We start from the raw sequence: 13024 nt of genomic DNA, 5'->3' as shown, positions 1-13024 counted from the left end.
AATTTATCCAAAAAACCTGATTGGAATAAAAGTTTATTCTTTTTATTTCTAAATTTGCAAGAGTCTCATCAACATGAAACGCTTGAAATTGGGTAAACTAAATACTACTAATTTATTTAAAGATACGATATAATAAAGAAATGAGGTGATTTCATGAAAAAGAAAATTTACTTAATTTTATGTGCCTTTTTAGTGCTGATAAGTGTTGGCTGTACGCATAAACAAACCTATCCGCGCTTTACATTGAAACTCTTTTATTATGACAGTTGTTCAAGATGTACAGCGTTTAAAAATAGTGCCTTGCCGGCAATACGTGCTGCTTTTGACAATAATTTTGATATTGAATATTATAATTTAGACGATGATAACGGACAGGCAGTCTATCAGGATATCGTTGATCAATTGATCGATTTTGATCAAGAATACTATGGGGAAACACCGCTTGTTGTGATCGATGAAGCCTTTGCCATATTGGGATATAACGGCAGTAAGGAAGATCAGGAACTGATCAAAGAAATCAAACGGGCATTAAATAATGAACCATTAGGGAATTATTATTCGATGGGTCGATATCAATTTAAAAAAGGGGAATAGATTATGCTGATTACGGAAAGAAAAATATACATGCTGGCTGCTCGTCCCAGTCATTTAGAAGATGGCTTGGAACTGCAAAAAAAGGAACATGTTACAAATCTGCATTTTAAAAATAAAGAAAAATCGATTCAGGCAGATGTAGTGGATCATGTTCCCTATCACACGACGATTCGCTTTAATCAGCAAAACGGCATCGCTTCTTATTCTTGTGAATGTGAAGAATCTAAATATTTAAACGGTGCCTGCAAGCATATCATTGCCACTTTAAAGCAAGCTCAAGAACTTATTGAGGAATCCCGACGCAGTCAAGTTGAAATGGATCGTACCTTAAATGAGATTTTAAATTGTTTTGCTGATCCTATTTTAAGTGAAACCATCGTTAAGCAGCCTATTAAAGTGGAAATCCATTTACAGTTAAATAAACACAGCGGACGTCCGATTGGTCTATTTTCATTAAAAGTCGGGTTAGACAAAATGTATGTGGTAAAAAATATACGTGAATTCCTGCAAGCATTTGAATTCAATGAAGAGATCGAATACGGAAAAAACTTTACCCTTTATCCGGAATACCATGAACTCCCCCAAGGATTAAAAAACTTCTTTAAAACATTAGAAGATATCCAAGAAGAAGGTCATGATCATTTTAGAACGCCTAAAGAATTATTAGTAAATGAACACTATTTAAAAAAACTCATTCGCTCTTTGATGCATCAGACCATTTTTATTGATCCAATAGATGAAGCAAGCTATCAGGTTTTCGTTACCGACGATCTGTTTTCCGGATTAGTAACGATTCATGATAAGAAAAATGTGACTCAGCTTGATTTAAGCGAATTTAAAAAGGTTCTGCCAATAACTTCAGATTATCATTATGTCTTATATGACTATCAAATTTATCATTTGCAGAAAAGTCATTTGAATACGTATATGCCTTTTTTCAGAGCTGCCTCTTTAGAACAAAGCATTATTGAATTCAAAGGAAAACATCGTCAAGAGTTTATAGCGAAAGTCGTCCCTTTTCTGCCTAAAAATGTAGAACAGCCTGATTCTTTAAAAGAATCTTATATCCAGTTACCGCTTGTGGCTTCTTTATATTTGGATAAAGTCGATCAGGCGATTATTGCGACTCCGATCTTTCGTTATGGCAGCTTTGAATTTAATCCGATCAAGAATAAAGAAGAGATTGTATTAAATGATAAAATCTTGATTCGGGAAATAAAAAAAGAAGAGGAATTAATCAATATACTAGATAACGCTAAATTCAAAGTTCAGCCGGAAACCTTGTATATCGATCAAGAAGACGATGTAATTGATTTTGTTGAAAAGTATTTGCCAATCCTTAAAGCGAATATGGAAATCTTTTATTCTGACAGTTTCAAATCAATCGTTAAGCGAAGAAGTCTTTCTTCTTCTATTCGTTACAACGAGTCCTCACAACTGTTTGAAATTCGTTTTAATTACGAAGATATCCATTTCAGTGAATTAAAAGAGATTATGCGCAGTTACAAACTTAAACAGAAATATTATCGTTTGTTAGATGGTAGTTTTTTATCATTGGATGATAAGCAGACGCAAGAGTTTATCGATACCCTTTCTTATCTTGACATCTCTTTAGATCATTTAAAACAATCGAAGATCTCTCTGACATTATCGGAAGCATTATTCTTAAACAGTACAGTTGAAATCGATGATCACGATGAATATTTTGATCGTTTGATTGAAACAGTCAGCAGTCAGCAGTTAGTAGATATTCAAGTTCCCGCTCAATTACGCGATATCATGCGTGATTACCAAATCAATGGATTCCGTTGGTTAAAAACATTGAACCAATATCATTTAGGCGGTGTTTTAGCGGATGATATGGGACTTGGGAAAACGTTGCAGGCGATTGCTTTTTTAGATGATGAGGCAAAGCAAGACCCATTACCTAACCTGGTGGTCTGCCCTACGTCTCTTGTTTATAACTGGGAAGATGAGATCAAGCGTTTCGCTCCCGATCTTCGCTATTTGATTGTTTCGGGCAATGTTGCGGCCCGTAAAGAACTGATTCATCAGCTTTCTGATTATCAAGTCATTATCACTAGCTATCCATTATTGCGAAAAGATATCAGCTACTATCAGGATGTTCAATTTAATCACTGTTTCTTAGATGAAGCACAGTATATTAAAAATCCGTCGTCCCTAAATGCAAAGACCGTGAAACTTTTAAGGGCCAAAACACGTTATGCTTTAACGGGAACCCCGATGGAAAATTCATTAGATGAATTATGGTCGATCTTTGATTTCGTCATGCCGGGTATGCTTCTATCCCACTATAAATTCAGAGAGACCTATGAAATTCCGATTATTAAAGATGAAAATAAAGCGGTCAAGAAGAAATTGATTAAGCGTATTAAGCCATTTATTTTAAGACGTATGAAATCAGATGTATTAACCGAATTACCAGATAAGATAGAGTCTAAGTACACGATTGATCTCTCCACAGAACAAAAAGAACTTTATTTAGCGACATTAGAGGAAACTCGCCAATCGATCAATAAAGAGATTGCTGAAGATGGATTGGAAAAAAGTCATATCAAGATTTTTGCCGCTTTAACGCGTCTGCGTCAACTATGCAACCACCCTTCTTTATTCATTCAAAATTATTATGGTGGCAGCGGAAAACTCGATGCTTTAAATGAAATCATTGATGAAGCGATTGAAAATCATCATAAAATCCTGATCTTTTCACAGTTTACTTCTATGCTTCATATTATCGAGGATCAGCTCAAGGTCAAAGAAATCAGTTATGGCTATCTTGATGGCAGCACCCCTATGGAAGTGCGTGGAAAGTACGTCAAAGAATTTAATGACGGGGATATTCCCATCTTCCTTGTTTCTTTAAAAGCAGGCGGAACCGGATTAAACTTAACCGGTGCAAATATTGTCATTCATGTTGACCCTTGGTGGAATCCTGCCGTTGAACAACAAGCAACCGATCGTGCTTATCGTATTGGACAAACCAAAAATGTTCAAGTTATTAAGCTCGTGACAAAGGGAACCATTGAAGAAAAGATTTATGAACTCCAGCAAAGAAAACTCTCACTCATTGATTCCATCATTCAGCCGGGAGAAACTTTTATTTCAAAATTATCCCAAGATGAAATTATGGATCTCTTTAAATAAACAAAACCCCCACAATGATATATGTCCTAAATTCTATGGGCATATCATGATGTGGAGGTTTTTTATTGTTTATTTTTTCCCTTCAAGAAAGTAAGTGGCTTCCATATCTGCTGTTGATAAAGCAAAAGATAGTGGAAACATTTCAAATGAAGCCCCTACATTACGAGGTTCTTCGTTTCCCGCAAATCCCATATGATAGCGAATCGCAAAAGCTTCTTCGCGAGTTAAACGCATATATCCGGTAATGATATAGACAGATTTTTCTCCGTGTCCGTAGGGAATGGTATCTTCATAATCATAAGAAGGCACCTGCTGCCATTTTCCATTGGCATCTTTTACATTTCTAAATCCTTTTTTATAGCAGTTGATTTTGCAGAGATCATGCAAAAGTGCAACAATCGCCATGGTTTCTTCACTGCACTGAAGTCCGTAAGTCTCTTTTACTCGGGGGCGCTGTAAATAATCTGCTAAACAATCATAGACATTTAAACTATGCTCAACAAGTCCTCCGGGATATGCACCATGAAAACGTGTTGATGCAGGCGCCTCAAAGAAATCACAGTGAGCAGATAAAAGAAATTCCAATAGCTTTTCGCTCCCGGGACGATGTATATATTGTTTATAAATTGATACAAATCTTTCTTTAAAATCCATAATTCTTCTCCTCTTATAATTAAAGGATACCAAACTTACAAAAGATGTCAAGAATTAGCCAAGTAATTCTTATGAAAAAAAGAGAACCAAGTTCTCTTATTTATCATCTACGGATAAAACCGCCATGAATGCCTCTTGTGGAATCTCTACACTTCCAACCGCTTTCATACGTTTTTTTCCTTCTTTTTGTTTTTCCAACAATTTCTTTTTACGTGTAATATCGCCACCATAACATTTAGCTAATACATTTTTGCGCAATGCTTTGATTGTCGTTCTTGCAATGATCTTTCCTTGAATAGCCGCTTGAATAGGCACCTCAAACATCTGCTTAGGTATAATTTCCTTTAACTTCTCGCAAATAATTTTACCGCGGTCATAAGCAAACTCACGATGTACAATGGAAGACAACGCATCTACCGCTTCCCCATTTAAAAGAATATCCATCTTGACTAACTTACTTTCTTTATAGCCGCAAAGTTCATAGTCAAATGAAGCATACCCCTTAGAGCAGGATTTCAGTCGGTCAAAGAAATCATACACAATCTCTGCCAAAGGAATTTCGTATAATAAAGTCATACGTGTTTCATCGGTATATTGAATATCGATATAATCTCCTCGTTTATTTTGACACAATTCCATAATCGGTCCTACATAATCACTTGGCGTCATAATGGTTGCTTTGACATAAGGTTCTTCTAATCGACTGATTTTCTGAACATCCGGCAGCATCGATGGATTATCAACCGTTGTCATTGTTCCATCGGTTAAATAGGCATGGTAAACAACCGATGGTGCTGTCGCAATTAATTCCAGACCGAATTCTCTTTCCAATCTTTCCTGAATAACGTCCATATGCAATAATCCAAGGAACCCGCATCTAAAACCAAATCCCAATGCCTGTGAAGTTTCCGGATCAAATACTAAGGCAGAATCGCTTAACTGCATCTTTTCCAAAGCTTCACGCAAATCATTATATTTACTGTTATCGATTGGATACAAACCACAATATACCATTGGATTTAATTTACGATATCCCGGTAATGGTTCCGCACATTCATTTCCCACAACCGTCACCGTATCCCCGACATTAATGTCATGAATAGACTTGATTGCCGCTGAGAACCAACCCACTTCTCCAGTCACCAGTTCTTCTTTTTTTATTTCCGCAGGAGTATGTACCCCAACTTCAACGATTTCATACTCCGCATTCGATGCCATAAAACGCACCTTATCCCCAACCTTGATCTTTCCTTCAACAATACGTACCAATACGATAACCCCACGGTAAGCATCATAGTAAGAATCAAAAATCAAGGCTTTTGTCGGATGATCGACACTTCCGCCTGGTGGCGGCACTAACTTTACAATGGCCTCCAGCACTTGTTCCACATTCAAATTATTTTTAGCCGAAATCAAAGGAGCATGTTCGGCTGGCAATCCCACTACTTCTTCAATCTCTTTGATGACACGTTCAGGATCTGCACTAGGCAAATCGATCTTATTGATTACCGGAATAATTTCCAAGTCATTATCTATCGCCAAATAAACATTCGCCAGCGTCTGTGCTTCTACTCCTTGAGCAGCATCTACCACCAATACAGCCCCTTCACACGCCGCTAATGAACGTGACACTTCATAAGTAAAATCGACATGACCCGGAGTATCTATCAAATGCAGCAAATAGGTTTCATTATCCGAAGCCGTATATTGTAATTGAACAGCATTTAGTTTAATTGTAATGCCGCGTTCTCTTTCTAATTCCATGCTGTCGAGCAGCTGTGCCTTCATATCTCTGGTAGCCACAGCTCCGGTTAACTGTAAAATACAATCCGCTAAGGTCGACTTCCCATGATCGATATGGGCAATGATCGAAAAATTACGAATCTTTGACTGATCTATTTTCATCTTAACACCCACTTTCAGATGTTAATTATACCAAATCTTTTTATTAAACACAATAATCCTAATTATGAATCATACTATCTAAATATTTAATTTTCTCTGCCATCACATACATCTGATCGTTATGCTTTTCCAGTCTGCCTTTGAGACTGAGCCAATGGCAGTCTTGCAAAAGTGCCAGCAGCCGATCGGCTTCTCCCTTCCAAAGCAGACAGTCAATCAGATCTTTTTCATAAATCCCGTCATTATTGATAAATGCTTTTTCTACCTCAACGGTTATATGTAAATATTTTTTTCCATTCAGCTGTATGAATCCATCCTCACTCTTATATGTTCCAATGATAATTACTTCATTAATCATTTTCATCACCTCAACATCACTTTAGCAAAGATTCCATGATTCGACAAACCGGATATTTTTAATATTTATAATGAATTTATTCTTTCATTTAAACAAACTCTATTCAAATTTAAAAATATGGTATTTTTTCTAAATAAAAGTTAACAATTATTAAAGGTGATATAAAATGAATAAAATTAAAAACATCAATAAAAATTATATAGTGGCAGCGGTACTATCCAACCATTTTTTTATAACGAAGTACTTGCTTTATAACTTATATACCCATGCAACCATTTACAGTTTCATGTATCTTTTTATCATATGCTTGATTATCACAGCATTAAGCCCCATTCTTTATCACTATACTAAAAAGAACTTTTTAAACAAAAGATCCCCTTTGGTGGCTTGGATTCTAAGTGTTTACTTACTTATTTCCAGTATTTTGTCACTGATGACTTTAGGCAACTTCGTCAGTATACACTGGCTCAACGCAACAAATCAAACATTGATTATCGGGTCAATTTTAATGCTGATTCTGTTTATTGCCTTTGTGGACAATAAAGCAGTTTACAAAACATTATCTCTATTGTTTTTAGTACTGCTTGCTATTTTATTAATCTATGGTATATCTAAATATCAGTTTTTATCCATCCGTCAAATCACCACCTATATTTCTTTGTCTAAGATAAATTTTGAGGTCATTATATATTCTGCTTTTATTATCCTGGAAACCTTCTTTATATTCTTTATTCCTAATGTGGAAGAAGCTCCTTTGACAAAAAAGAATTATTATACGTATATCGGGTTTATGATTTTTGTTATTTTATTTGAGGGTATTATAGAGTTAAATGAATTTAATGGCATCATCCAATATGTTACCTACCCTTTCTTTGAAAGTTTTAATATTATTTACTTTGGTCAATATATCGGTTATCTTAACTTCCCGGTCCTGTTTATCTATGTCATCGGCTGTTTCAGTAAAATAGCCCTTAATCTTAAAGTATTGCAAAAAAATTTAGGCAGAAGCAAATGGAACGGTATCTTCATTGCGCTTTGTTTTATCGTCCCTGTGGCCTTACTAAGGAATGCCAATGATTATGCCGACATCCGCTTATTCTTTGTTATTCCCGCTCTTACTGCCCTATTTTTAGCTATATTGCTTTACAATCTGAAAGGAGGATTATTTAATGGAAGAAATACAAATTCTGCAAGAGCACTATCAAAAAAGCGCCGACGTCAAGTTCAAGGTCAATAAAAACTATGCCTTGATCTACTGTGAAGGACTAAGCAACGTCAAAGAAGTCGAAGAAGAACTGCTGCGACGTATTAATCGTCATATTAAATTCAATCCTACTCATCTGACTTCTTCATTGCTTACTATTGAAGAAATCAAAGATACTTCTTTTGAAAAACTAGATGATCTTGTCTACAGCGGAATGTGTCTGCTTTATTATCATCGTCAATACTACAGCATCAATGTCATCAATGTGCCAAAACGTACCCCCGATCAATCGATTATCGATATTACCATTACCGGACCACGTGACAGCTTGATAGAGAACTTGGAAACAAATGTTGCTTTAATCCGTAAACGTTTAAAAAGCTCAGATCTGCATTATGAAAAATATACCTTAGGGAAACATTCAAAGACGCAAGTCGGTCTCTTATATGTGGAAGATAAATGTGATCAAAAAGTGATCGACCACATTACTCAGCAATTAGAAACCATTAAAGATGAAGATATCGTCAGTACCGGGCAGTTTCGTAATCTGATGTTCAGCAAAAAGAAAAAAATGCTGTTCCCTCGTATGACCAATACCACACGTCCAGATTATTGTGTTTATAGTTTGCTGGCAGGGAAATTCATCTTGATCTTAGATAACTTCAACAGTGCCAATATCGGACCTGCAACCTTACCGTTATTTATTGATTTTTCAGATGATGTCAACAATCACTATCTGACTACTTTTATTACACGGGCCCTTTATATTGCCAGTGCTTTTATCGCTATCTATTTAATGCCCTTTATCTTAGCGATCTATTCTTATCATCCGCAGGAGCTCTCCTTTTTATGGTTATCCAATATCCTAAGCATACAAAAAGGATTGATTATGCCCATCTATCTTGAAATTATTTTCGCAACTTTTCTGTTTGAATTGTTTCGTGTAGCAGGAACCCGTTTTCCTGCCGGTATCTCTACTACCCTCCTTGTAATCGGCAGCGTACTCTTAGGTCAAAATATTACGTCGAGTGGATTTATCGGATATGATATCATGTTCCTTTCTGCACTCTCCATTATTTGCAACTACTCCATTTCCAACAGTATTTCATTTAACAGTATGATTACCCTGTTCAAAGGATTCGCCTTCTTATGTTCATTATTTTTAGGATTATATGGTTTCATGATTGCCTTTATTACGATCACTATTTATATATGTCAGCTCAAATCGTTTGGCAAAGATATGCTGGATGGTGAAATTGCCATCAGTCTGAAATCCTTTACCAATTTATTTAAGTCTGCCAACTATGACAAGAAGGTGGAGAAAACAAGATGAAAAAAATACTCTGCTGTTGTTTACTGATCTTTAGTTTATGTGGCTGTGCCGCTGATATGAAAGATATGTATAACTTAGCTTTCCCGACATCAATGGCATTAGATTTTAAAGAAGATCAGTTTGAAGTCACACTTCAAATTATTAATGCCAACTCTCTGTCCAAACCGGAATTAGAATCTTCAATCAATAAAGGTGAAATTCTTATTACTTCAGCACAAGGCGGTTCAATCAGTGATGCTATTCAGAAGTTGGAAAATAAATTGCGTATGGAAATTGTTTTAACCAATATCAACACCGTCTTTCTAACAGAGAAGATGACGGCTAAAGAGCCTTTTGATGCTTTCTTAAATTACTTATTAATCAATCCGGAATTACGTCTTACAACCAGTATGTTTATTAATGATGGGGATATGAAAGATATTTTTGAAGTTAAACATAATATCACCAGTTCGCCCTACTTTTCCTTAGTCGCCTATACTTCACAGGATCGAATGAGTTCTTTGGAACTTCCCGATAAAGCCTTATCCATCTTGAAAAATTACTACAATAATACGGAAGTATCCATTATTCCAAATATGGATACCGATAAGGATTCTACCCTATTTAGCGATGGGGAAAGTAATGAACAACTGCGCTATGATATCAATCGGCTGACCTTGTTAGACTGCCAGACCTTTACTACCTTTGATATTGAAGAGGTACAAGGATTGGAATATTTAACAAACAAAGAAAGCAAGAATGCTGTAGAAATGATCAAACAGGAAAACAGCACTATCAACTTCTTAATCGAAGGAATCAAGAAATCAACATTCTATAAAGAGGGCATGTTTCATGTACGTCTGGATACCATTATCTCCATTGGAGCCAGTGAACTGGATATGGACGAACAAGAAATCGTCAATCTAATAACCGACCATATTAAGACATCGGTGACAGAAACCTATGCAACCTTATTGGATCATCAGATTGATTACCTGCGCCTTCAAAACCTTAATGAAGATCCACTCACGATAGATAAGATTGCTTTTGATGTCAATGTCTCATTACAAACAAAAACTAATTATTTAAAATAGAAAAAAGAACTGCGGATTAAATCATTCGCAGTTCTTTTTCAATAAGAAAATGCAAGCTTTTATTCTTGTGCCTGCATTTTAATAGATTATTTTATTTTGTATAAGGGGCTAATTCAATTCTGATAAAATACCCTTGATCGTGATCACATACCGGGCAGCGTTCCGGAACAGCGGTTCCTTCATAAATGAACCCACAGTTTAAGCACATCCAACGACAGGTGACATTCGATACATATAATTGATTTTTTTCCAATAAAGCCGCTATTTCCAGAAAACGATCTCCATGTGTTTTTTCAATATCCGCAATATTTTTAAAATCCTGAGCTACTTTTAAGAACCCTTCTTGTTTTGCAATCTCAGAAAAGTTTTGATAGACATCCTGATATTCTTCATATTCGTTGTGATGTGCACTCTTTAAAAGTGAAATCACATCATCAGATAAATCAATAGGATATCCGCCATCAATAAAAATTGTTTCACCGGCGAGCTGCTGTAAGTGGTTATAAAAAATTTCAGCATGTTCTTTTTCTTGATTGGCTGTAAATAAAAATACATCCGCTATCATATGCTGTTTTTGTTTTACTGCAATGCCGGCAGCAAATGTGTAACGATTTCTTGCCTGTGATTCACCAGCAAATGCACGCATTAAATTATCTTTTGTTTGACTTGTTTTAAAATCGACCATAATCATTCTCCTTTGCTCATATATTATGAACAGGATCACAAAAAATATTCTCTGATATCCTTAAATTAGGCTGATTTTAATTTTCCGTTAAAAAATCAGGATCAACAGACCCTGATTATAATATCACAACAAATGCGACCGCATATTCTTTTTCATGAGAGATTGAAATTTTAGCATTGACGCCATTAAGATATGGCTTCCCCAATTCGTCATTCAACACTTCGATCTGCTGAAAACTGATCGGACCAATGCCCGTTCCCAAAGCCTTTGAATAAGCTTCTTTGGCAGCAAACCGCCCGCCTAGAAACTCTGCCTTTTGCTGATCTGTTTTCTTTTGCTCAAACAGCTCTCTTTCACTTGGCGTTAAAATACGTTCGATAAAATGGCGGTTATGAATATTTAATCGTTTTAAATCAACGATGTCTACCCCAATTTCCATTATTCTTTCAACTTTTTCTTTTCGTAAAGACTCATCAGTTCATCTAAGGTCATCTCATCATTGATTTCATCAATCAATGTTTTTTCTTCTCCCTGAACACCGGAAAAATCTAACTGAAATTCTCCCGTTCTTGCCTCAATGATCTTCAACTGGTTTTCTTCTTCTTTAATAATATTGGCTAGATTGCGTAAATTTTCAGTTACTGAATCCGGCTTTTTATTTTCTGTTTTTTCTTTGCTTTTTTTAACGATGACTTTTTTAGTGGACAGTTCTTCATCGACTTCGATCTGCTCTTCTTGAGCCCCGTAAAAAGGTGAAATTACCGGTACTAATTGTTCTTTATAATTTGTTGTACGCTTTTTCTTTATCTTTTTAACTGCTGGACGATACTCAGATTCCGCTTCTTCTTTTTTTCCAGTCATCGGTGATATAATCTCTGACATACTGTAAAACGGCGTCACTGCTGTATCAATCTTAGGTTTTTTAATCTGAACTTTTTCAACCGGTTTTGCTTTTTTAGCTTCTGCTTTCACTTCTTCTTGTTCTTCATTGTAAATTAATGGTGAACTGAATTTTTCCTTACGGCGCTGTTCGATGACCGGATCAATACGTTCTTCGATTGCTTCTTCTTTTTTGAATTTTTTCATCAAATCTTTTAACGCCATTCTATTTTCCTCCCGTATATTGTTTTAAAAAGGATTGTCCTACCCGATAACACTCATCCAATACCAAAATACCTCTGACCTGCGGAGCATTGGGCAATAATAATTCTCTTGCTGAACACAACATCCCGTTTGACTTCACTTTACGTAAAGTTGAAGGGACAATCAACAGACCATTAGGCATCATTGTTCCTGGTGTAGCAACCACCACTTTTTGATGAAGGGCAACATTAGGTGCACCGCAAACGATTTGTGTTGTTTCTGCTCCCAGATCCACCTGACAGATATGTAAATGATCTGAATCCGGATGATTTTCAATAGCGACAACTTGACCGACAATCAAACGTTCCTGATCATCTTTTTCCACTTGAATTTCTTTAGTCGGATCGAGTAACAGATTAATTCGACTTATCATTTCATCGGTGATCTCAACCTGTCCATCTTTTAAACCTGATAAATGCTTTGAAGCATTGAAGATATTTAACCCGATCATTTCACCTTTTTGATCATAAAGATAGCAAATATCATCAATACGTTCAGCATGATCTGTTTGTCCGTTTTGAAAACGGCAAAGCAGGATATCCCCTACTTCTGCTTTATTGTAAAATGCATGTAATATCATGGTCACACCTACTTTACTGAATCAATAAAATTCTGAATTTCCTGTTTTGTCTTTCTTAATTTACTTACAAAACGTCCGGTTTCAATTCCCTTGTCATAAGCCACAAATGATGGAATCCCCATAATATCCAAATCCTTGCACAAATCAATAAATTGATCACGGTCTACTTTATAAAACTTAAATTCAGGATTATCTAACACGATTTGACCGATAAATGGTTTCACAAAAACACAATCCGGACACCATCCTGCCGTAAACATAAAAATACTCTTTTCCTGTGTTGCTTTTTCAAAATCTTCTAAACTTAAAATATCCATTAAATTTTCCATT

General features: G+C 35.8%; 13 protein-coding genes. 5 read left to right on the top strand and 8 right to left on the bottom strand.

The genetic code is table 11. The features are described from left to right. Positions 1–153 precede the first annotated feature (153 nt). Both BN1225_RS07005 and BN1225_RS07000 read left to right on the top strand, forming a co-directional pair. Positions 154–594 carry a hypothetical protein gene (locus BN1225_RS07005; RefSeq protein ID WP_041139118.1) on the top strand — a complete coding sequence of 147 codons (441 nt, stop codon included), beginning with the start codon at positions 154–156 and terminating at the stop codon, positions 592–594. A gap of 3 nt (positions 595–597) precedes the next feature. Next, positions 598–3759, top strand: a complete 3162-nt coding sequence (locus BN1225_RS07000) for a DEAD/DEAH box helicase (protein ID WP_041139117.1) — start codon at positions 598–600, stop codon at positions 3757–3759. Positions 3760–3828: 69 nt separating this feature from the next. Here BN1225_RS07000 and BN1225_RS06995 read toward each other — a convergent pair whose 3' ends face one another. The 3 genes from BN1225_RS06995 to BN1225_RS06985 form a co-directional block, all read right to left on the bottom strand. Beyond that, positions 3829–4413 carry an HD domain-containing protein gene (locus tag BN1225_RS06995; protein ID WP_041139116.1) on the bottom strand — a complete coding sequence of 195 codons (585 nt, stop codon included), beginning with the start codon at positions 4411–4413 and terminating at the stop codon, positions 3829–3831. Between the two features lie 96 nt (positions 4414–4509). After that, on the bottom strand, positions 4510–6318 hold the full coding sequence (gene lepA, locus BN1225_RS06990; protein WP_082029306.1) for a translation elongation factor 4: 1809 nt from the start codon (positions 6316–6318) through the stop codon (positions 4510–4512). 58 nt (positions 6319–6376) lie between these two features. Then, positions 6377–6676, bottom strand: coding sequence for a single stranded DNA-binding domain-containing protein (locus BN1225_RS06985; RefSeq protein WP_041139115.1), 300 nt, complete (start codon positions 6674–6676; stop codon positions 6377–6379). 166 nt (positions 6677–6842) lie between these two features. Here BN1225_RS06985 and BN1225_RS06980 point away from each other — a divergent pair, with 166 nt between their 5' ends. Genes BN1225_RS06980 through BN1225_RS06970 form a run of 3 tightly spaced genes read left to right on the top strand, consistent with a single transcriptional unit; the run spans position 6843 to position 10286 of the window. Continuing rightward, a complete protein-coding gene (locus BN1225_RS06980) occupies positions 6843–7913 on the top strand; it encodes a hypothetical protein (RefSeq protein ID WP_041139114.1) in 1071 nt (356 codons plus the stop codon). Further along, positions 7846–9213: a spore germination protein gene (locus tag BN1225_RS06975; RefSeq protein WP_041139113.1), complete on the top strand. Its 1368-nt coding sequence runs from the start codon at positions 7846–7848 to the stop codon at positions 9211–9213. Before BN1225_RS06980 ends, BN1225_RS06975 begins: the two co-directional genes overlap by 68 nt. Continuing rightward, positions 9210–10286: a Ger(x)C family spore germination protein gene (locus BN1225_RS06970; RefSeq protein ID WP_041139112.1), complete on the top strand. Its 1077-nt coding sequence runs from the start codon at positions 9210–9212 to the stop codon at positions 10284–10286. The genes BN1225_RS06975 and BN1225_RS06970 overlap by 4 nt, the downstream gene beginning before the upstream one ends. 91 nt (positions 10287–10377) lie before the next feature. Here BN1225_RS06970 and rbr read toward each other — a convergent pair whose 3' ends face one another. From rbr to BN1225_RS06945, 5 genes are all read right to left on the bottom strand, one after another. Then, positions 10378–10971: a rubrerythrin gene (rbr, locus tag BN1225_RS06965; RefSeq protein WP_197066549.1), complete on the bottom strand. Its 594-nt coding sequence runs from the start codon at positions 10969–10971 to the stop codon at positions 10378–10380. A gap of 115 nt (positions 10972–11086) precedes the next feature. Continuing rightward, complete coding sequence (gene acpS, locus BN1225_RS06960) at positions 11087–11410, bottom strand: holo-ACP synthase (protein ID WP_041139111.1); 324 nt, start codon at positions 11408–11410, stop codon at positions 11087–11089. Then, entirely contained in the window at positions 11410–12075 is a 666-nt protein-coding gene (locus BN1225_RS14955) for a hypothetical protein (RefSeq protein WP_041139110.1), read from the bottom strand. The genes acpS and BN1225_RS14955 overlap by 1 nt, the downstream gene beginning before the upstream one ends. A 1-nt stretch (position 12076) precedes the next feature. Continuing rightward, on the bottom strand, positions 12077–12694 hold the full coding sequence (gene ytpR, locus BN1225_RS06950; RefSeq protein ID WP_041139109.1) for a YtpR family tRNA-binding protein: 618 nt from the start codon (positions 12692–12694) through the stop codon (positions 12077–12079). 8 nt (positions 12695–12702) lie between these two features. Further along, the gene (locus BN1225_RS06945) at positions 12703–13023 is read right to left on the bottom strand and encodes a thioredoxin family protein (protein WP_041139108.1); all 321 of its coding nucleotides are present in this window, start codon (positions 13021–13023) and stop codon (positions 12703–12705) included. Position 13024 lies beyond the last annotated feature (1 nt).

Source organism: Beduini massiliensis (assembly GCF_000829905.1).
In the GTDB taxonomy this organism is placed as follows: domain Bacteria; phylum Bacillota_I; class Bacilli_A; order Erysipelotrichales; family Coprobacillaceae; genus Beduini; species Beduini massiliensis.
The sequence above is the reverse complement of the archived record's forward strand: the minus strand, read 5'-3'. Positions and strand labels throughout refer to the sequence as shown.